The 20,476-nt window shown below is 63.4% G+C and carries 22 protein-coding genes; 3 read left to right on the top strand and 19 right to left on the bottom strand.

Annotated elements, in window-relative coordinates:
- Positions 1-8: 8 nt before the first annotated feature.
- The 3 genes from FJ956_RS00115 to FJ956_RS00105 form a co-directional block, all read right to left on the bottom strand.
- Entirely contained in the window at positions 9-749 is a 741-nt protein-coding gene (locus FJ956_RS00115; protein WP_140677808.1) for an ATP-binding cassette domain-containing protein, read from the bottom strand.
- Positions 718-1,464, bottom strand: a complete 747-nt coding sequence (locus FJ956_RS00110) for an ABC transporter permease (protein ID WP_140677806.1) — start codon at positions 1,462-1,464, stop codon at positions 718-720. Before FJ956_RS00110 ends, FJ956_RS00115 begins: the two co-directional genes overlap by 32 nt.
- Positions 1,465-1,541: 77 nt before the next feature.
- Positions 1,542-2,531 carry an ABC transporter substrate-binding protein gene (locus FJ956_RS00105; protein WP_140677586.1) on the bottom strand — a complete coding sequence of 330 codons (990 nt, stop codon included), beginning with the start codon at positions 2,529-2,531 and terminating at the stop codon, positions 1,542-1,544.
- A 538-nt stretch (positions 2,532-3,069) separates the two neighbouring features.
- Here FJ956_RS00105 and FJ956_RS00095 point away from each other — a divergent pair.
- Entirely contained in the window at positions 3,070-3,450 is a 381-nt protein-coding gene (locus tag FJ956_RS00095; RefSeq protein ID WP_140677579.1) for a cytochrome c family protein, read from the top strand.
- Between the two features lie 81 nt (positions 3,451-3,531).
- Here FJ956_RS00095 and gph read toward each other — a convergent pair whose 3' ends face one another.
- Genes gph through FJ956_RS00045 form a run of 10 tightly spaced genes read right to left on the bottom strand, consistent with a single transcriptional unit; the run spans position 3,532 to position 13,412 of the window.
- A complete protein-coding gene (gph, locus tag FJ956_RS00090; RefSeq protein ID WP_140677577.1) occupies positions 3,532-4,230 on the bottom strand; it encodes a phosphoglycolate phosphatase in 699 nt (232 codons plus the stop codon).
- Positions 4,227-4,784, bottom strand: coding sequence for a thioredoxin family protein (locus FJ956_RS00085; protein WP_140677574.1), 558 nt, complete (start codon positions 4,782-4,784; stop codon positions 4,227-4,229). Before FJ956_RS00085 ends, gph begins: the two co-directional genes overlap by 4 nt.
- Positions 4,785-4,803: 19 nt before the next feature.
- Positions 4,804-5,490 (bottom strand): ribulose-phosphate 3-epimerase, encoded by a 687-nt coding sequence (gene rpe / locus FJ956_RS00080; RefSeq protein ID WP_140677572.1) that lies wholly within the window; start codon positions 5,488-5,490, stop codon positions 4,804-4,806.
- Entirely contained in the window at positions 5,487-6,425 is a 939-nt protein-coding gene (gene cbbX / locus FJ956_RS00075) for a CbbX protein (protein ID WP_140677570.1), read from the bottom strand. The genes rpe and cbbX overlap by 4 nt, the downstream gene beginning before the upstream one ends.
- Positions 6,426-6,449: 24 nt before the next feature.
- On the bottom strand, positions 6,450-6,869 hold the full coding sequence (locus FJ956_RS00070; protein WP_140677567.1) for a ribulose bisphosphate carboxylase small subunit: 420 nt from the start codon (positions 6,867-6,869) through the stop codon (positions 6,450-6,452).
- A gap of 11 nt (positions 6,870-6,880) precedes the next feature.
- Positions 6,881-8,341: a form I ribulose bisphosphate carboxylase large subunit gene (locus FJ956_RS00065; protein ID WP_140677565.1), complete on the bottom strand. Its 1,461-nt coding sequence runs from the start codon at positions 8,339-8,341 to the stop codon at positions 6,881-6,883.
- A 35-nt stretch (positions 8,342-8,376) separates the two neighbouring features.
- Entirely contained in the window at positions 8,377-9,456 is a 1,080-nt protein-coding gene (gene fba / locus FJ956_RS00060) for a class II fructose-bisphosphate aldolase (protein ID WP_140677563.1), read from the bottom strand.
- A gap of 11 nt (positions 9,457-9,467) precedes the next feature.
- Positions 9,468-11,471 carry a transketolase gene (gene tkt / locus FJ956_RS00055; RefSeq protein ID WP_140677561.1) on the bottom strand — a complete coding sequence of 668 codons (2,004 nt, stop codon included), beginning with the start codon at positions 11,469-11,471 and terminating at the stop codon, positions 9,468-9,470.
- 10 nt (positions 11,472-11,481) lie between these two features.
- On the bottom strand, positions 11,482-12,354 hold the full coding sequence (locus FJ956_RS00050) for a phosphoribulokinase (protein WP_140677558.1): 873 nt from the start codon (positions 12,352-12,354) through the stop codon (positions 11,482-11,484).
- A gap of 8 nt (positions 12,355-12,362) precedes the next feature.
- Positions 12,363-13,412: a class 1 fructose-bisphosphatase gene (locus FJ956_RS00045; protein WP_140677556.1), complete on the bottom strand. Its 1,050-nt coding sequence runs from the start codon at positions 13,410-13,412 to the stop codon at positions 12,363-12,365.
- Between the two features lie 119 nt (positions 13,413-13,531).
- Between FJ956_RS00045 and FJ956_RS00040 the strand changes: the two genes are divergently transcribed.
- A complete protein-coding gene (locus FJ956_RS00040) occupies positions 13,532-14,521 on the top strand; it encodes a LysR family transcriptional regulator (protein WP_140677554.1) in 990 nt (329 codons plus the stop codon).
- 220 nt (positions 14,522-14,741) lie between these two features.
- Positions 14,742-14,942: a hypothetical protein gene (locus FJ956_RS00035; protein WP_140640301.1), complete on the top strand. Its 201-nt coding sequence runs from the start codon at positions 14,742-14,744 to the stop codon at positions 14,940-14,942.
- A 17-nt stretch (positions 14,943-14,959) separates the two neighbouring features.
- Here the strand turns inward: FJ956_RS00035 and FJ956_RS00030 are convergent, their stop codons facing one another.
- The 6 genes from FJ956_RS00030 to FJ956_RS00005 form a co-directional block, all read right to left on the bottom strand.
- Positions 14,960-15,586: a hypothetical protein gene (locus FJ956_RS00030; protein ID WP_140677551.1), complete on the bottom strand. Its 627-nt coding sequence runs from the start codon at positions 15,584-15,586 to the stop codon at positions 14,960-14,962.
- Positions 15,586-16,446 carry an ABC transporter permease gene (locus FJ956_RS00025; protein WP_181170208.1) on the bottom strand — a complete coding sequence of 287 codons (861 nt, stop codon included), beginning with the start codon at positions 16,444-16,446 and terminating at the stop codon, positions 15,586-15,588. Before FJ956_RS00025 ends, FJ956_RS00030 begins: the two co-directional genes overlap by 1 nt.
- 11 nt (positions 16,447-16,457) lie before the next feature.
- Positions 16,458-17,252 (bottom strand): ATP-binding cassette domain-containing protein, encoded by a 795-nt coding sequence (locus tag FJ956_RS00020; protein WP_181170203.1) that lies wholly within the window; start codon positions 17,250-17,252, stop codon positions 16,458-16,460.
- 41 nt (positions 17,253-17,293) lie between these two features.
- Positions 17,294-17,740, bottom strand: a complete 447-nt coding sequence (locus FJ956_RS00015) for a hypothetical protein (protein ID WP_140677545.1) — start codon at positions 17,738-17,740, stop codon at positions 17,294-17,296.
- Between the two features lie 32 nt (positions 17,741-17,772).
- A complete protein-coding gene (locus FJ956_RS00010) occupies positions 17,773-18,699 on the bottom strand; it encodes a YVTN family beta-propeller repeat protein (protein WP_181170202.1) in 927 nt (308 codons plus the stop codon).
- 67 nt (positions 18,700-18,766) lie between these two features.
- Positions 18,767-20,014: an ABC transporter substrate-binding protein gene (locus FJ956_RS00005; RefSeq protein WP_140677802.1), complete on the bottom strand. Its 1,248-nt coding sequence runs from the start codon at positions 20,012-20,014 to the stop codon at positions 18,767-18,769.
- Positions 20,015-20,476: the final 462 nt, after the last annotated feature.

The raw sequence follows: 20,476 nt of genomic DNA, 5'->3' as shown, positions 1-20,476 counted from the left end.
CAGGGCGCTCAGGTCACGCCCGGAAATTTCTGATGGAATGATCGCAAAAGGCCGTTCGTCGCGTCGGGGCCGCGGTGTTGCCTGGGCAGCCCTATGTCGAAAACGCCGAGCACATGCGAGGGCCGCGGCGCCAGCACGATGATGCGATCCGCCAGCGTCAGCGCCTCGGTCAGGTTGTGCGTCACCATCAGGGCGGTCGTAGGCCTGGCCGACCAGACGTCGAGAAGCAGGCGCCGGAGTTGCCCGGCGGTCCGTCCGTCGAGCGACACGAAGGGCTCGTCGAGGAACAGCACCGCCGGCTCGGTCGCGAAGGCCCGCGCAAGCGCCGCCCTTCGCGCAAGGCCTAGCGAAAGCTCCGCCGGATAGAGCGAGCGCATGCCGGCGAGACCGAGCGTGTCAAACAGCGCGTCGAGATTTTTCGCGCGCAGGTCTTTCGGCAGCGCCAGCCTGACATTCTGTTCCACCGTGCGCCAGGGCAGCAAGGTGGGTTCCTGGAACACGGCGGCTATGCGGTTCGAGCCGCCTTCGGGCAACTGGAAAGAACCGGAGAACTGCCTGTCGAGCCCAAGCAGAATGCGCAGCGTCGTGGTCTTGCCGCAGCCCGATGGCCCGAGCAGGCAGGCGAATTCGCCTTGCTGGACCTCGAAGGAAAGGTTCTTCAGCGCCATGACCGAGACGCCCTGCGCGGACCTGAAGGTTTTTTCGGCGATGTCGACCCTAAGCGGGGCGGCGGCGCCAACGGGTTGCATGTCGTTCAACGGGCTGCACCAGAAGAAGTTCGATCACGAGCATCACCGCCACGAATGCCAGCGTGTAGGCAAGAATGGCGGCGACGTCGAAAAGCTGGAAATAGAGATGGATCTGGAAGCCCACGCCATTGGAGCGACCGAGCAGTTCGACCACCAGAACGATCTTCCAGATGAGGGCGATGCCGGAGCGCGAGGCCGCGGCCAGATAGGGCTGCAATTGCGGCAGCAGGATATGGCGAAGGCGGTCGAGGGGACCGAAGCGGTAGACGGCCGCCATTTCGGCGTAACTCGGGTCCAGCGCCCTGGCGCCCTCGCGCATGGTCACCACGACATTCGGGATCTTGTTCACGGCGACCGCGCCTATCGCCGCCGCCTCGTTGAGGCCGAACCAGATATAGGCCAGCACGATGATCACCAGCGCGGGGATATTGAGGAACAGGATGACCCAGGGGTTGAAGAACCGGTCCGCGCGGCGGTAGCTGCCGAGGAGGATGCCGATCGCCGATCCGACAATCATCGCGACGAAATATGCGGCGGCGACCCGGCCCAGCGTTGCGCCGAGGTGGTAGAAAAGGTCGCCGCTCGCCGCCTCTCTCAGCAACACCTGCCAGACCTCACCTGGTCCCGGAAAGGCGCGGCTCGGCCAGGTATTCGCCGCCAGGCTCCACAGCAGGCCAAGCCCGAGCAGGGAGATCGTCACCGTCAGCGCGGGCATCACCGTCGCAGCGGAGCTGGAACGGCTGGAGATGCCGGCCGCTTCGCCGAGCGTGCGATCGCCGCCGTCTCTTGCGGTCATTGCGACGGCTCCCGCCAGAATGTGCCGGGCGCCATCTCCGGCGCGCTGCCGACCAGCTTTTCGCCGCCGATTCGGGCCAGCACCCGATAGAGCCTGCCGGCATCGACCGCCTCCTCGGCGACCGGCCGCCTGGGAATGCCCTCGCGGTAGCGGTCGCGCAGCTTGGCCAGCTCCTTGCCGTCCGCGCGGATGACCGGCGCGAGGCGCAGCCACTCTTCGTCGGACCTTGCCAGCAGATCCTTGGCCTGCGCGGAAGCCTTGAGGAAACCGCGGGCGGCTTGCGGATTCTCGTTCGCCCATTTGTCGTGGAAGACATAGCCGAGCGCGGATACCGGACCCGATGCTCCGAGCGCCATCTGCGCGTCGCCGGCACCGATCAGCCGACGAAAGCCGTCGGCCTCGAGCCTGGCGCAGAAGTGCCAGAAATTGAGCACGGCATCGAGCTCGCCCTGAATGGCCTTTTGCGAAATCAGCGGCGGCGCGCCAAAGACAACATCGCTGACCGCCGGCAGGTCGATGCCGTGATCGCGCCTGGCCAGCGCCTGTATCAGCAGCCAGCTCTTGTCGAGCGCTCCGCCGGCGACGCCGATCTTCTTTCCCTTCAGATCGGCGATCGTGCGGATCGGCGATGCGTCCTTCACCATGATCGCCCCGACGGCGGTCGAATAGGGGGCCAATGTCACGTCGCCGCCCTCCGAGCGCTGGCGCGAGACCCACAGCCAATCGGTCACGATCATGTCGATCGCGCCTGCCAGCATCGCCACATTGGTCGCATCCTCCCCGGCGAAATTGATGACGTCCAGATCGATCCCGTTGGCGGCGTCGAACTTGTGCTGCTTCAGCGTATCGAGCTCCCAGCTCACCGTGCCGAACTTCAGCACGCCAATGCGAAGCTTGGACGCGGCGGAGGCGGCGATGGGGTGCGAGCCGATAATCGCCACTGTTCCAAGGGCCGCCAAACGAAGCGTCTCCCGCCGCGAAATCATGCTGCATCCTCCCGGAACTGCAACAAACCAGGGGCGCCGGTCAGATCTCTCGGTCCTTCGTCGGGAAAGCGCATTTCCACCGCCTTACCTTCAAGGCCGGGTGTTCCTGCGACCATTTCGCGATTTCGCTGGGCGCCAGCATCATGCATTGGAACAGGGAGCCGCGGCTTTCGAAATAGAGATGCTCGTCTCGGCAATCGCCGGGATTGGCACTCAGGCAAACCGTCAATATGAGGTCGACCATATTCATTCAGCACCTCTTGCGCGCGAAGACGCCCGCTTTGGCGAAATGCCGCCGCCCCATTGCCTTGGCAAATCTCAGCCCGAATGAAAACCAGGCTGAGCGATATCCCGAGGTGCCCTTGGGAATCCAGAATGATGACGCTACGCGCTCGTCCCAAGACCGTCAACAAAGGCGAAAGTACAGGATAGGCTCTCTCGAATGCCGGAGTCTGGACCTTCGTACGATTGACTTCCGCCATCCGCCGGTTAGCTTTTTGCTGGCGCCGGGCATTTTGACGGTTAATGAGGAATTGCCATGCGTGCTATCGCATTTTTCGCCGTTGTATTTCTGGTGACTTTGATCACGAACCAATCCTACGCGCAGGATGCGGCGGCGGGTGAGAAGGTCTTCACCAAATGCAAGGTCTGCCACATCGCGGACAAGGACCAGAACAAGGTCGGTCCGTCGTTGAACGGGGTCATCGGCCGCACCGCCGGCACGCATCCGGGATTCAGTTATTCCCAGGCCATGGTCGCGGCTGGAAAGTCCGGCGTCAAATGGGACGAACCGACGCTGACGACCTATCTCCATGATCCGAAGGCCATGGTGAAAGGCACGAAGATGGCGTTTGTCGGCCTCAAGGACGACAAGGACGTGGCCAACGTCATCGCCTATCTCAAGCAGTTCTCAAAGTAGGGGCAATTCTCGAAGTGAAGGCTTAGAGCGGGCCGTTCGATCGCGATCGGACGGAGACCGCCTCTTTAATCGCGACGCGCTTCAGGCAGCGGCTTGTAGCCTCCGCATGGCGGAAGGCAGATCGAGCAGGCTGTCGCACACGAGGTCCGCGCCCAGCTCCTCGACGGGGACATGCGTGTAGCCGCCGCGCAGCAGAACGACCGGCATGCCGGCCGTGCGCGCGGCGCCGACGTCGCTGATGCTGTCTCCAACCATCAGCGCCTCGTATGGTTCGACCCCAAGCTGGTCGAGCGCCAGAAGTAGAGCGTCAGGCGCCGGTTTCAGCTTTGTCACGGCATCTCCGCCGACGATCGCGCCGAGATATTCCGTCAAGTGGAAATGCAGCAGGATTTCGCGCGTCGCCAATTGCGGCTTGTTGGTGACGACGCCCATGGCCGTTCCGTTCAGATGGAAGTGGGTGAGAACTTCCCTGACGCCAGGCATCAGCCTCGTCAGGCCGGTCAGATGTCTGCGATAGATCGGCGCCATATCGCGATTGGCTTCCTCGAGAGCGCTGCCGGCAAGCGGCGACCCCGAGGCGGCGAAAGCCCGCTCGACCAATTTCATGACACCGCCGCCGATCATCGCCCTGACCCGATCCACGCCGAGCGGCGGCAGATCGCGGCCGGCCAGCAGCTCGTTCACGGCCGCCGCGATGTCGGGCGCCGAATCGATCAGCGTGCCGTCAAGATCGAACAGGATCGCCCTTGGCGACCCAAACGGCTTGCTTGCGCCTTTCATGCGGCTTCCTTCCATTTGATCGAGCAGCCGATCGAAGCGATCTGGTCGCGCGGTCCGTTACCGGTTCGGGCAACCTGCCTCATCGCCTCCAGCAGATCGCGTCTCAGCCCAGGCGGTCCGGCCTCGCGTCGCGATGCATCCAGCCGGCCACGATATTGCAACGTCAGCTCGCCGTTGAGGCCGAAGAAATCCGGGGTGCACACGGCGCCATAGGCGCGCGCCACCGCCTGCGACTCGTCGTGAAGATACGGGAAGCTGAAGGCGTTCGCCCTGGCGAAGAGCTTCATGTTGTCGAAGGAATCATCCGGATAGGCGTCGGCGTCATTGGCGTTGATCGCGACGAAGCCAATCCCCTCGGCCTTCAGGTCGTTAGCATCGCGCACGATGCGCGAAATCACCGCCTTCACATAGGGGCAGTGATTGCAGATGAAGGCGACGACCAGCCCGTTGGGTCCGGCCTGGCCGAAGATCGAATGCGATTTGCCGTCGATGCCGGGCAAGACGGCGTCGACGCCTTGCCAGCCGAAATCGCAGACCGGTGGGATTGCCGCCATGTCATCCTCCGCAAGTGGTTCATGCGGCTCGTCGGACCGCTCCGTCGGCCGCCTGTCTGATCGCGCCGATATTGGCGCGATAGGCGGCCTCGGCGCCACCCTTGAAGACGGCGGAGCCGGCGACGAGGACATTGGCGCCGGCCGCGGTAACAAGGGGAGCCGTCTCGGGCGTGACGCCGCCGTCGATCTCGATGTCGATCGGACGCTGGCCGACGAGCGCCTTGACACGCCTGACCTTGTCGATGACCGCCGAAATGAAGGCCTGACCGCCGAAACCCGGATTGACGGTCATCAAAAGCACCAGGTCGAGCCGGTCGAGGACATATTCAATGACACTTTCCGGCGTCGACGGGTTGAGCGACACGCCGGCTTTCTTGCCGAGGTTCCTGATCGCCTGCAGCGAGCGGTCGAGATGCGGCCCGGCCTCGGCATGCACCGTGATGATGTCGCAACCGGCGTCGGCGAAGGCGGCGAGATAGGGATCGGCCGGCGCGATCATCAGATGACAGTCGAAGATCTTGTCGGTTCGGTTGCGGATTGCCTTGATCACCGGCGGGCCGAAGGTGATGTTGGGCACGAAATGTCCGTCCATCACGTCGAGATGGATCCAGTCGGCGCCCGCCCGCGCGACCGCTTCGACCTCGTCGCCGAGCCGCGAGAAATCCGACGACAGAACGGAAGGGGCGATGATGGTCTTTGCGGTCATTTGCCTTCTCCTTCGCCGGAGCTCAGCGCGAAGACCCGGCTGGCGGTGATGTCCTCGGCGGAGATCGTCGACAGCGCCTTGGCGTCGAGCGGTCCCCTGGCGCTTTCGAACAGGCGGTTGGCCTGCCGCAGCCGTGTCCGGTCGAGCGCGTTGCGGATCGAGCGGGCATTGGCGAAATGCGGCTGCGCGCGGCGGCGCGCGATGTAGTCGGCCATTGCGGCGGTTGCCTTGGTGTCGAACAGGTAGTTCTGCTTTTCGAGCATTTGTTCCGCGATCCTGAGAAGCTCGTCGTCGGAATAATCGGGAAAATCGATGTGGTGGGCGACGCGTGAACGGAATCCCGGATTGCTTTCGAAGAAGCGATCCATGCGCTGCGCATAGCCGGCGAGGACGACGACGAGATCGTCGCGCTGGTTCTCCATCACCTGCAGCAGGATCTCGATCGCTTCCTGCCCGTAATCCCGTTCGTTCTCGGGGCGGTAGAGATAATAGGCCTCGTCGATGAACAGCACGCCGCCCATCGCCTTCTTCAGGATCTCCTTGGTCTTCGGGGCCGTATGGCCGATATATTGGCCGACCAAATCGTCGCGGGTAACCGAAACCAGATGGCCCTTGCGGATATAGCCCAGGCGATGCAGCAGGTCGGCCATGCGCAGCGCGACGGTCGTCTTGCCGGTACCCGGATTGCCTGTGAAGCTCATATGCAGCGTCGGCGTTTCATGCGCGAGACCCATGCGGCGGCGGGCCCGCTCGACCAGCAGGAGCGCCGCCGTCTCGCGGATGCGCCGCTTGACCGGGGCGAGCCCGATCAGATCGCGGTCGAGCTCGGCCAGGACGTCCTTGACGCCGGACGTTTCGAATTCCTCGCGCAGATCGATCGCCGCCGGGGCGGCGGCTTGCGGCACTTGCGTTTCGGCTAAGGCTGGCGCCGGCATGGCATTTTCCTCCTGTCGCGATGATCAGCCGTATCTCGCCCCTGCCGGCCTGTCGGCGGCGTAGGGCCTGGTGGTGTAGCGGATCATGCGGCCCGCGGTTTCCTGCCTGTCGAGCCGGTAGCCGGGCTCCTCGGCCGGGCGGTTCACGATGAAGGAGAGCTTCACCGATTCCCAGCCCTGCGAGGAATCGAAGGCGACGACGCGGATATAGCGATCGCCATAGAGCTTGCGGCATGCGTTGAGCTCCATGATCAGCGCCGCCGCGTCGGGATTGTCGAACATCGGGTGGCCCCACATGTCCCAATAGGTGTTGCGCGGGTGCGGGTCGTCGGTGAACTCGAGGCTGACGGCCCATTTGTTGTCGATGCAATACTGCACCTGCGCGCGGATCTGATCGTCGGTCAGGTCGGGCAGGAAGGAAAAGGCCCCTTGGGTTATGCGCATTGTCTGTCTCCTTATTCGGCGGCTGTTGCCACCGGAACGAAGTCCGGCGTGTCGGTCGAGGCGTAGTTGAATGTCACGTCCTTCCAGACATCGAGAGCCTGTCGCAGCGGCAGGCATGAGCGAGCGGCGCGCTCGAGGATCTCAGGCCCTTCCCGCAGGTAGTCGCGACCCTCGTTGCGGGCAAGGATCATCGCTTCGAGGGCCACCCTGTTGGCGGTGGCGCCGGCCGCGATCCCCATCGGATGGCCGATGGTGCCGCCGCCGAACTGGAGCACCACATCCTCCCCGAGCAGGTCGATGAGCTGATGCATCTGGCCGGCATGGATGCCGCCCGACGCCACCGGCATCAGCTTGTTGAGCGAGGCCCAGTGCTGGTCGAAGAAGATGCCGTTCTCCAGCCGCATCGGGTTATGGTCCTCGCGGCAGATGTCGTAGTAGCCCTTTGTCGTTGCCGGGTCGCCTTCCAGCTTGCCGACGACGGTGCCGGCATGGATGTGGTCGACGCCGGCAAGCCGCATCCATTTGGCGATGACGCGGAAGGAAACGCCGTGCGACTTCTGCCGCGTGTAGGTCGAGTGCCCGGCGCGATGCAGGTGCAGGATCATGTCGTTCCTGCGCGCCCACTTCGCCATCGACTGGATCGCCGTGTAGCCGATCACGAGGTCGATCATGACGATGTTGGAGCCGAGTTCCCTGGCGAAGTCGGCCCGTTCGTACATGTCCTCCATGGTGGCGGCGGTGACGTTGAGATAGGTCCCCTTGATCTCGCCGGTCTCGGCCTGCGCCTTGTTGACCGCCTCCATGCAGTAGAGAAAACGCTCGCGCCAATGCATGAAGGGCTGCGAGTTGATGTTTTCGTCGTCCTTGGTGAAATCGAGCCCGCCTTTCAGCGCCTCGTAGACGACACGGCCGTAGTTGCGGCCCGAAAGGCCGAGCTTCGGCTTGACGGTGGCGCCGAGCAGCGGGCGGCCGAACTTGTCGAGGCGCTCGCGCTCGACGACAATGCCGGTCGCCGGGCCCTGGAAAGTCTTCACATAGGCGACGGGAAAGCGCATGTCCTCCAGCCGCAATGCCTTCAACGGCTTGAAGCCGAAGACGTTGCCGATGATCGAGGCCGAAAGATTGGCGATCGAGCCCGGCTCGAACAGGTCGAGATCGTAGGCGATATAGGCGAAGTATTGTCCGGGCGCGTTCGGCACGGGGTCGACCCGATAGGCCTTGGCGCGGTATTTTTCGCTCGCCGTCAGCCGGTCGGTCCAGACCACCGTCCAGGTTGCGGTCGAGGATTCGCCGGCGACGGCTGCCGCCGCCTCAATCGGGTCGACACCGTCCTGCGGCGTGATCCTGAACACCGAGATTATGTCGGTGTCCTTGGGCTCGTAGTCGGGCTCCCAATAGCCCATCTTCTTGTATTCCATCACACCGGATCTGTAGCGGTCCTTGCCGGTGACGGTTTCGGATTTGTTGGGCATCAGGCTGGTCCTTTCCTTGCTTGGCGGACCGCCGCTCAGGCGGCTTTCGCGGTTTCGATCTGCGGGTCGAGCTTTCCCGCGGCGTAGCGTTTGGCCATCTCGTCCATGGCGATGACCTTGATCTTCGAGGCGTTGCCCGCGGTGCCGAAGCGTTCGAAGCGATCGCGGCAGAGATCGCGCAAGGCGTCCATGGCGGGCTTCAGGAATTTGCGCGGATCGAATTCGCGCGGGTCCTGCATAGCTACGCGGCGGAACTGCCCGGCCATGGCCATGCGGCAATCGGTGTCGATGTTGACCTTGCGCACGCCGTAGCGGATGCCGCGCTCGATCTCCTCGACCGGAACGCCGAAAGTCTGGGGCATCTCGCCGCCATACTTGTTGATGATGTCCTGCAGCTCCTGCGGTACCGAGGACGAACCGTGCATGACCAGATGCGTGTTCGGCAGCTTCTCGTGGATCGCTTCGATCACCTGCATGGCCAGGATGTCGCCGTCCGGCTTGCGCGTGAACTTGTAGGCGCCGTGGGAAGTGCCGCAGGCGATGGCCAGCGCATCGACGCGGGTGGCGGTCACGAAGTCGACCGCCTGATCGGGATCGGTCAGGAGCTGGTCGTGCGACAGCGCGCCCTCCGCTCCGTGACCGTCCTCGGCCTCGCCCTGGCCGGTTTCCAGCGAGCCGAGCACACCGAGCTCGCCTTCGACGGAAGCGCCGACCCAATGCGCCATGCGCGCGACGCGTTCGGTGATGGCGACGTTGTAGGCGTAGCTCGCCGGGGTCTTGGCGTCCGCCATCAACGACCCGTCCATCATCACCGAGGTGAAGCCGTGGCGGATCGCCGAAAGGCAGGTGGCTTCGTTGTTGCCGTGATCCTGGTGGATGCACAACGGAATGTTTGGATGGATCTCGGTCAACGCCTCCATCATCCGGGACAGCATGATGTCGTTGGCATAGGAGCGCGCGCCGCGCGAGGCCTGGATGATCACCGGCGCGTCGCAGGCCCTGGCCGCCTCCATGATGGCGAGGCCCTGTTCCATGTTGTTGATGTTGAATGCCGGCACGCCGTAACCGTGCTCGGCGGCATGGTCGAGAAGCTGGCGAAGGGTGATGCGGGCCATTGTCGGTCCTCCTAGAAGATGAGCTTCAGCGCCGCCGTGGCGACGGCTTCGGGTGTGATGTCGAAATGCCGGTACAGGTCCGGGGCGGGCGCGCTGGCGCCGAAGCCGGTCATGCCGACAAAAGCGCCTGTGTCGCCGATCCAGCGGTCCCAGCCGAGACGGGCGGCCGCCTCGACGGCAACGCGCGGCGCTGAACCGAGTACGGACTTGCGATAGTCGGCATCCTGTTCCTCGAACAATTCCCAGCACGGCATCGAGACGATTGCGGCGGCGATGCCATGTCCGGTTTTCAGCCGCTCGGCGGCGGCAACGGCGATCTCGACCTCCGAGCCGGTCGCGATCAGCGTCACGGCGCGGTGCGCGGAGGGCTCGCGCAAGACGTAAGCACCCCGGCTGGACCGGTTGTCGTGGCTGTGTGCCCGGCGCAGCATCGGCAGGTTCTGGCGCGAGAGCACGAGCACGCTCGGCCGCGTCCCGCTCTTCAGCGCCAGTTCCCAGCACTCCGCCGTTTCGATGATGTCGGCCGGGCGGAAGACGTTGAGGTTCGGCGTAGCCCGCAGCATCGCCAGATGCTCGACCGGCTGATGGGTCGGCCCGTCCTCGCCGAGGCCGATGGAATCATGCGTCATCACATAGACGACGCGCTGCTCCATGAGCGCCGAGAGCCGCATCGCGCCGCGCGCGTAGTCGGCGAAGCACAGGAAGGTGCCGCCATAAGGCACGAACCCGCCATGCAGGGCGATGCCGTTCATGGCTGCGGCCATGCCGTGCTCGCGGATGCCGTAATGAATGTAGCGGCCGGCATAACCACCGGGCACGATGCGATCCATGCCTTTGGTGATCGTCAGGTTCGAGTGCGTGAGATCGGCGGAGCCGCCGACCGTCAGCTCGGTTGCGCCGTTGATCGCGGCGAGCGCCATTTCGGAGGCCTTGCGCGTTGCGACCTTGGTCGCCTTCTCGACATGCTCCGCGCGGAAGGCGTCCAGCGCCTCGAAGACCGCATCGGGCAGCTTGCCGGAAAGCGCGCGCTCGAAGTCCTCTCGGCGCGGCGAGGCGGCAAGCCGCCGCTCCCAGGCGCGCCGCGCCGCCTGGCCGCGTTCGGCGATCTCGCGCCAGGCCGAAAGGATGTCGTCCGGCACCTCGAACGGCGCGTGGGCCCAGCCGATGTTTTCGCGCGTCGCGGCGATCTCCGCATCGCCCAGCGGCGCGCCATGCGTCTTTTCCGAACCGCCGAGATTGGGGGCGCCCTTGCCGATCACCGTGCGGCAGGCGATCAGCGACGGCCGGTCCGACCGCCGCGCGGCTTCGATCGCCGCGGCGACGGCTTCCATGTCGTGGCCGTCCACCGACTGCACATGCCATCCGGCGGCTTTGAACCGGGCCGGCTGATCCATCGATGTCGACAGCGAGGTCGGTCCGTCGATGGAGATCGCGTTGTCGTCCCAAAGCACGACCAGGCGGGAGAGCTTCAAGTGTCCAGCGAGGTCGATCGCCTCGTGGCTGATGCCCTCCTGCAGGCAGCCGTCGCCGGCGATCACATAGGTGTAGTGGTCGACGAGATCGGCGCCGTGGCGGGCCGCAAGCATGCGTTCGGCTAGTGCCATGCCGACAGCGGTGGAAATGCCTTGTCCGAGCGGACCGGTCGTCGTCTCGATGCCAAGCGCGTGGCCATGCTCTGGATGCCCGGCGGTACGGCTGCCCAGCTGACGGAACCGCTGCAACTCCTCGATCGGCATGTCCTGGTAGCCGAGCAGGTAATGCAGCGCGTATTGCAGCATCGAGCCGTGCCCGGCCGAGAGCACGAAGCGGTCGCGATCGGGCCAGTCCGGAGCCGCCGGGTCGACGGCGATGAAGCGGCTGAACAATACCGTCGCGACATCGGCCATGCCCATCGGCATGCCCGGATGTCCGGAACTTGCTTTCTGCACGCTGTCCATGGCCAGCGCGCGGATGGCGTTCGCCATATCGCTCTCGGACATGGCGGCCGCGGACTTCAATGCTGCCAGGCTGGTCATGGCATCCTCCTCACGACACACGTTTCTTGCGTTCGATCAATTGCAGGATGAGCGGTGTCAGGATCAGCTGCATGGCAAGGTCGAGCTTGTTACCCGGCACCACTATGGAATTCGGCCGCGACATGAAGGAGTCGTGGATCATTGAAAGCAGGTAAGGGAAATCGATGCCGCGGGGATTGGCGAAGCGGATGACCAGCATCGATTCGTCGGGGGTCGGGATCCAGCGCGCGATGAACGGGTTCGACGTGTCGACGATCGGCACGCGCTGGAAATTGATCGCGGTCTGCGAGAATTGCGGGACGATGTAGCGGACATAGTCCGGCATGCGGCGCAGGATCACGTCCATCACCGCCTCGGTCGAATAGCCGCGCGTGGCGCGGTCGCGATGGATCTTCTGGATCCACTCGAGATTTATGACCGGCACCACGCCGATCTTGAGGTCCGCGTGCCTGGCCAGGTTGATCTTGTCGGTGACGACGCAGCCATGCAGGCCTTCGTAGAAGAGCAGGTCGCTCGGCGCGAATTCGCGCCATTCGGTGAAATGGCCGGGCGGTGTGCCGTAGTGCTTCTCCTCATCCTCGTCATGGATGTAGGTGCGGGTCTTCCCGCTCCCCCGGCGGCCATATTGCTCGAAAACCCCCTCGAGGATCTCGAGCTCGTTGGCCTCGGCATGGAAGTGGGTGAAGTTCGGGTTGCCGGCCTCTTCCTGCTTGGCGACCTCCGACTTCATCGCAGCGCGATCGTAGCGATGAAAGGCGTCGCCTTCGATGAAGGCAGCCTCGATGTTCTCGCGCCGGAAGATCATCTCGAAGATGCGCTTGACCGAGGTCGTGCCCGCGCCCGACGATCCGGTGATGGTGATGATGGGGTGCTTCGCCGACATGGTTCCGCTCAGGCTCTGAAGAGTCCGCGGCGGCTGAACAGCGGCGCACGCTCGCCGATGGCGCTGGGTTCGGTGTGGTAGCGGGCGATCCGCGCGACTTCCCGCGCGGATCCGAAGACCACGGGTACGCGCTGGTGCAGGCTCTCGGGTTCGATTTCCAGGATGCGGGTGATCGCATCGGTCGCGGCACCGGCCGCCTGTTCGATCAGATAGGCAATCGGATTGGCCTCATAGACCAGCCGAAGCCGTCCCTGGCTATAACCCCGGCGTTGGTCGCCGGGATACAGAAACACGCCACCGCGCATCAATATGCGGTAGCATTCGGCGACCAGCGAGGCGATCCAGCGCATGTTGAAATCCTTCTCCCGTGGGCCTTCGGTGCCTTCCAGGCAGTCGTCGACATAGAGGCGCACGGCCTCGTCCCAGTGGCGGTAGTTGGCGGCGTTGATGGCGAACTCCTGGGTCCGCTCCGGAATGATCCGGCTTTCGTAGGCCTGGACGAAGGTGCCCAGCCTGGTCGAATGCACGAAGACGTGCGTGCCGCTGCCGAGCGACAGAACGAGCGCCAACTGCGGCCCGTAGATGAAGAAGCCAGCGCCCAGCATGCTCACCCCTGCCTGCAAAAAGGAGGCGGCCGGATCGGCGTCCGGCGCGCCAATTGCAGGGAGGAGGGAGAAAATCGTTCCGACCGACACGTTGGTGTCGATGTTGGAAGAGCCGTCCAGCGGGTCGATGGCGACGGCGAGGGGGGCTTGCCTGTCGAGCAGGACAGGCTGCTCCAGCTCCTCGGAGGCATAGAGCGCGACCGGGGCGCGACGCATGGCGTCGAGGAAGATGTCGTCGGCGAAGACGTCGAGATCCTTCTGGACATCGCCGCCGGCATTGGCGCCGCGGGTCCCGGCAAAAGCGGCGCCGAGCGCCCCCTGGTTGATGGCATTGCGGACCTTGGTGGCCGCCTGCGTGAACTGACGGACGGTGGCGACGACCGCGGATCGGCGTTCGTCCGGCTGGTCGCCGAGATAGGAATTCAGAAAAGCGTCGAGCGTTGCCGCTGGCATCGTAACCTCCCGGTCCGGCGTATTTCCCAGGCGCCGGATGGAGCGATGAAACCAAACGATCCATGATAAGTAAAATTTAATAACTTTACCAATGCGCTAAAAATAATTTAGTATGCTGCATGAGGAATCTCACGCTCAAGCAATTCAAGACCGTCCAGGCCATCGTCAGCCACGGGAAAATCGTGAGCGCGGCCCAGGTGTTAGGCCTTTCACCTCCAGCGGTTACGATCCAGTTGCGACAAGTGGAGGAGGAGTTCCAGCTGGCCCTGTTCGACCGGACGTCGGACGGCATGCGTCCTACTACCGCAGGGCTGGCCTTCGTCGAGGCGGCGCAGGCTATCGAGGAGAGGCTGCGCATGCTTGAGGACGAGATGGACGCCATCAAGGGCGTGCGTACCGGCAGCTTGAGACTCGGCGTCGTCTCCACCGCCAAATATTTCGCGCCGCGGCTGATGGCCGGCTTCATGAAGGAGCATCCCGACATCGACATGCGGCTTGCCATCGGCAATAGAGCCGAAACGATAGACAGGCTGAAGAATCACGACATCGACATCGCGCTGATGGGCCGTCCACCCAAGGAAGTTTCGGTGCGCGCTTCGGTCTTCGGCGACCATCCGCTGGTCATCATCGCGCCGCCCGAACACAAACTGGTTTCGGCACGCGACATTTCCAAGGAAAGGATCGCCGAGGAGCATTTCCTGATCCGCGAGCCAGGCTCGGGCACGCGCATCTCGCTGGAGATATTCCTGAGCGACGTGCCTGGCCGGATCGACGATCTCGGCGTCGAGATGGGGTCGAACGAGACGATCAAGCAGGCGGTGATGGCGGGCCTTGGCATTGCCTTCATCTCCGCCCACACCATCGCCGCGGAAACCGAAGCCGGTCGGCTTGTCATTCTCGACGTGGCCGGCATGCCGATCCGCCGGCAATGGTTTTCGGTGATGCGCACCGATCACGTGATCTCGCCGGCGATGGCGACCTTCAACGATTTCCTGATGCGCAAGGGCGCGACTTACCTGCCCTTGTTCGGCAAACTGTATCCACACGCCGAAGCGGGTGAAGCAGCGCCGACACGGCAAGCGAGAAGGCCTGCAAGGCGGCCCAAGTGAAACGCCTGACATATCGACTGTCGGGATCGTGCGAAAAGGTTGGGGAAGGGCGTGAGCAAGAGGTCATCGCCATGGTGGTCTGCGGGCCCGCATGATATATTTCCTGTTGCTAATGGAAGGGTAGGGCAGCAATTCACACAAGGCGGAAGGGCAGCCAACCCTGCAGGCAAATCGCCATGCGTCCCGGCGTGGGGTTCGGGATTTCGAAGGGGAAGGGGCAATGCTTTATACAATCGTGATGATGGTCTGCATGACGACCGTGCCGCAGACCTGTGAGCAACGCGAGGAAATGGCGGACGGCCTGGCCATGAATCCCGGAGTGGCCTTCATGCAGGCGCAGCCGCTGGTCGCGCATTGGCTGGACACACATCCCGGCTATTTCGTGCAGCGCTGGCGCGTGCTGCCCGGCCGGAGCAGCTAGAGCAATTCCAGGAAGAGTTATTTCTTCGCGGCAAGCGTCTCCGAGACGGTCTTGGCCAGCTGGTAAAGCCGCTGCTCGATTATCGTCGGCACATCGCAGACGTAGGTCAGTGATTGCGCGCGCTCCGTGAAGATCCGCGTCGCGAAATTCAGCTGGTCGGTCCGCCGCTCGACCTCGTCCTGATCCGCGTCGGGCTTTGCCCGCAACGCATCGACGTCGGACGCTTGCTTGCGCAAGTCGGCGGCCATTTCGAGCTGCCTGTGGGCATAGCGGGAAATGCCGGAAATGACGTGCGAACGCTCGGCGTCCATGTGGTCGAACATGCCCTGCACGAGCATCGCCATTTTCGGCGCAAGCTGCTCGGCCGGAAGCGATGCCGCGAAATCCCTGATCTCCTTCTGAGCGTCGCCGAGCGGCAACCGCCGCGCCGAGACGTCCTCGACAAGGGCGGAGACCGATGCGTCGTTTGACCAGTCCTTGGCCGACGGTGGAAGGTCCGGCCCGTTCCAGACCTGGCCGAGCGACAATTGCGGCACCTTGCGCTGGACGCAGGGCCAGTCCGGATCGGCGGTCGCCGCCCCAGCATTTGCGCCCGGCGCTAGCATGGCGACCACAACAAGGCTGCGAGCAAGCATCCTCCTCATCAGGCATTTCCTCCCGTATCCTGCTTGCGGGTCATCAGGCCGCGCGAGGGGTCGTAGGCGATGATGGCTCCGGCCAGAAACAGCAGCGTGCATCCGGCGACGACGCCCAGCGACACCCAATCGACCTGACCGTAAAAAGCGAAGCGGATCAGTTCGACCGCGTAGGTGAACGGATTGACGATGCAGATCTTGTAGAGGAGAGGGCTGGCTTCCTGGATGCGCCACAACGGATACAAGGCGGGTGAGGCGAAATAGCCAGGGAATATGACGAAGTTCATGATGCCGGCAAAGTTTTCGAGTTGCTTGATCACAGAGGACAAAAGCATCCCGAGCGCGCAAAGCATCATGCCCGACAGAAACAGCGCCGGCAGCACGAACAGGTAGCCAAGGGGCGGCGCCTTGACGCCCCAGAACCAGGCCACGATCAGGAACGCGTAGACCTGCGCGATCGATACGGCGACGCCGGCGAGCATCTTGGACACCAACAGGAACCAGCGCGGAAACGGGCTGACAAGCAGGGTGCGCATATTGCCCATCTCGCGGTCGTAGACCATCGACAGCGAAGACTGCATGCCCGAGAACAGAAGGATCATGCCGCACAGGCCGGGCGTGATGTAGACCTCGTAAAGGACGTAGGTCTTATAGGGCGGGATGATCGAGACGCCGAGCACCTGGCGAAAGCCGGCGGCGAAGATGAACAGCCAGACGAGCGGCCTGACCAGCGAGGAGATGAAGCGCTCGCGTTGATGCAGGAAACGCAGGCACTCGCGCAGGACGATGCCCTTGAGGCAGACGAGATAGTGGCGCAGGCCGAACGCGCCGGATCTCACCGGCGTGACGGAGGCGAGTTTTTGCGGCATCGCGGACGTGCTCATGGCGAAATCTCCGCAATGCCGGCCGTCTCTGCGCGGTTGAGCTTCGAGAAGGCGTCGCGGATCGAATCGGCGCCGCTGGCCTGGATGAGATCGGACACCGTGCCGCTGGCGACAAGGTTGCCCTGTCGCAGCACGACGGCATGGTCGCCGTCGTCGACTTCGTCGATCAGATGCGTGGCCCACAGAACGCCGATGCCTTCGATTTCGACGAGCCTGCGGATGGTGGCCAGGATGCCGGCGCGCGACTGGACGTCGAGACCGACGGTCGCCTCGTCGAGCAGCAGCAGGGAGGGGCGGTGGAGCAGCGCCCTGGCGATTTCGATCCGTCGCATCTGACCGCCTGAGAGGGAACGGGCCTTGTCATGCTCGCGGCCCTGCATGTCGACCGTCTCGAGCAGCGCGGCGATGCGCTGCCGGGCCTCGCCGCCGCCGATACCGTGCAGCGAGGCGTGATAGGAGAGGTTCTGGTACACGCTGAGATCGAGGTCGAGCGTACGTGCCTGGAACACGATGCCGACACATCTGAGCGCTTCGCCGGAAGCGCGGCGGATGTCATGGCCGAAGATGCGGATCGATCCGTGGCGGGTGTCGTAAAGGTGGCTGATCAACGAGAACAAGGTTGTCTTGCCCGCCCCGTTGAGGCCGAGCAGAACGGTAAAGGTCGCCGGCGCGATCGAGAAAGACACGTTGTTCAGCGCCCGTTTGGGACCGTAGGAATGGCTGACGCCGACGACGTCGAGCGCCGCCACCTCATTTCCCGAACCGCCTGTCCGTACATGCTGCACGCTCATCACCCTGTTCTCATCTGCGCCCGGTCCTCATCTGCCGGTCCTCATTTGATCGTGATCTTTCCCTTCAGGCCCTTGTCGGCAAGGTCGGGGACAGACCACGTGTATTCGCCAGGGCGCACGGTGTGGAACTGAACCAATATGGTTCCCGCATCGTCGAATTCGAGCCAGGCCGGTGCGCCGGCCATGTGCACTTCGAGATCGTTTATGACGATCTGGTCGATCCAGACGTTGCGCCAGAGATCGGTCATGAACTTGTATTCGAAGCCGCCGTGGGATGTGATTTTCCAGCGATAGCCTTGGCCGGCGACCAGTTCAAAATCGGTCCGATTGACGTCGTAGCTGGATTTGTCCGAGCCCAGGACCAGCTCGGGGAGGTTCTTGCTGGATCGCGTCACCTTCGGGGCATCATCGTCGTCGGCACTGGCCGCGAGCGGGGCAACCGGCAGTCCGACAAGAACGGCGAAGGCAATCACGCGACTGGTCTTCATGGAACGAACCTCCTGGCTTGCTTGGGATATCGCTAGTTGGGCGATATGGCCACGCCCCATGGCTGCTGGCCGACGGTGAGCGACTGGACCGGTTCATCGGTCGCGGTGTCGATGAAGGTGATGTCGTTCGAGTTGCCGTTCGTGGTGATCAGCGTCTTCTGGTCGGGGGTGAAGGCGAGATGCCAGACGCGCTGGCCGACGAGGATGTATTTTTCCACTTCGTAGGTTTCGGTGTCGATCACCGCGACATGGTTTGCCGGGCCGAGCGCGACATAGGCCTTCTTGCCGTCGGCGGTTATGGCGATGCCGACGGGTTGGATGGTCTCGGCCCGCAATCCATTGATCGCGAACTGGATTTTCTTCACCACCTGGCGCTTGGCGTTGTCGATGACGCTTACCGTGCCGCCGACCTCGGCGCTGACCCAGACCTGGGAGCCGTCGGGCTTGAATTCGGCGAAGCGCGGGCGCGTGTCGACCAGGACGTTGTCGGTCACCTCATGGCTTTGAGTGTCGATGAAATGGGCCATGCTGGTGGTTTCGGAGGTGTTGACCATGGTCTTGCCGTCGGGGCTGACGCCCATGCCTTCTGGCTCGACGCCGACCGGGATCTCCGAGAGCACCGCCTTGCTCGCGACATCGACGACGGTCACCAGATTGTCGTCCTCGTTGGCGATATAAAGCGTCTTGCCGTCGGGCGAGAGCACGAACAATTCAGGATCGGGCCCGGAGGGCAGATCGCCCACGATTTGAAGGCTCGAGGTATCGATGATCTGGACCGTGTCGTCGTCGCTGGCGCACAGATAGACGAACTTGCCGTCGGGCGAAATCGCAATGCCGCGCGGCCTTTGACCGACATCGACGGTCTTGACCACCTTCATCGTCGCCGTGTCGACGACGGTCATGGTGTTGTCCTTCTCGTTGGAGACATAGGCCGTATAGGCCGATGCCGGACCCGCCATGAGGCCGGTCGCGAGAAAGGCGAGTGCACAAGCTCGTCCTTGCACCGATTTTCCTCCCGATTGCTTTCTACTTAAGGGCGCATTTCGTCTCCGGCTGGTCGACGCCGAGCGTGTCGAGCTCGGAAACCTGATGGAGATAGCCCTCCTGCGGCGAGGTCGAGACGACCGACTTGGCGTCGCTGAGCAGGATCGGCTGGCGCAGCTGAAGGTTCCATTTGCGGAAAGTCAGCTTCTGGCCCTTGAAGGCGGCGACCGAGAAATCGTCCGAGCGGATATAGTCGTCGATCTTTTTCGGATCGTCGCCATTGGTGCGCGTGGTGGCTTCGCCGACGGCCCGCACGGCCGTCCAGGCCGACATGTCCTTGGACAACATTCGCCGGCCCGTCGTCCTCAGGAACCGGCTTTGCATCTGGATGCCGCCCCACTGCTCGCTCGCGGGATGCCATGACGACGCGACAAGCCCGGCCGTGCCCGCGACCGGCCGCGGCGTCCAGGTGCGGTAGGGCACATAGGTTCCGAATACCTCGCTCTCATCGGCGACCAGCACCACGTCGTGCTCCGGCAGGTCCTGCGTGAACACGGAAATCTGCTGCTGGATCTGCGTGGCGCCGGTGTCGGTGCGCCTTGCCGTGCCGGAGTCCTTGAACTCTTTCTCCGCCACGATCTGGCCACCGAAACGGGCAGCCGCGCGGCGCAACGCATCGGCGTAGAGATGGTCCTGCTCATGCGAGCCGTAGAGCAGCACCCAGTTCGGCCATTTCTTCACCATGAGATATTGCGCCAGCGCGTCGGCCAGCATGCTGCGCGTCGGTGCGATGTGGAAGACGTTTATGCGGCAGTCCTCCTCGCGCAGGCTGTCGTCGGTGGCGCCGATGTTGAAGATCAGGACGCCCTTGTCGCGCGCGATGTCGGCGATGGACAGCAGCTGCCTGGCCGAGAGGTCCGCGACCACGTAGCGGTCGCCCTTGGCGATCAGGTCGTCGAAAGCCTGAACCACATCGGCGTCCGGCTTTATTTCGGTGATGTCGAGGCTGAATTTCTGGCCGAGGAACGCTCCTGTCGTATTGTTGTCACCGATCGCCACCTTGGCGCCGGCAACACCCTCGTCCCTTGGCGGCAGGTCGAGCAGGGAAAGCGTCAGCTGCGGCGCGTATGCCCGCAAATAGCCTATCTTGATTTCGGTGATCTTCTTTTCAGGCTTGGCCGTTGCGGCCGGTTGCTTGCTCGCTTCCTGAGCCGCCGCACCGGAAATGGTGGCGGCCAGGAAAAGAAAGCACAAAAAGGTCGTGAGAGTGCTCGGCACCGCGCTCGTCATCGATAACATTACCCACTCTCGTGCCGGGTCCAATCCTATCGGACCAGCGCCAAGCCAAGGTGCCCGCCGAAAACTTAGCGGACGTGTTGGATTTATCAAACCTTGTAAGCTGACCTGCCACTTCTGCTTTAGTCCTATTCGCCGCCGCCGGCGATCAAGTCGATCACGGCATACCGAACTGCGCGGAAAGTTCCGGGTTGATCCTCGAGATCAAGCGACACGTCTATCGGGTGGCCACCTTGAAACAGGTGAAGGGTGGGGGGACCTTGGTAGAATAGACTTATGAGTTAGACCGTTCGATTATTGCGACCTCACTACGGCTTGGAAACGGTATTTTTTGTTGTCCGGCGGGCGTCACGTCCGCCGGAACGTGAAGTTTTTCGACTGCCCTGGGAGGAGTGCCTCATGAAGACGCGAGCCGCCGTTGCCGTTGCCGCCGGAAAGCCGCTTGAGATCATGGAG

The sequence above is a fragment of the Mesorhizobium sp. B2-4-3 genome, assembly GCF_006442815.1.
In the GTDB taxonomy this organism is placed as follows: domain Bacteria; phylum Pseudomonadota; class Alphaproteobacteria; order Rhizobiales; family Rhizobiaceae; genus Mesorhizobium.
This window is presented reverse-complemented; position numbering and strand designations above follow the sequence as displayed.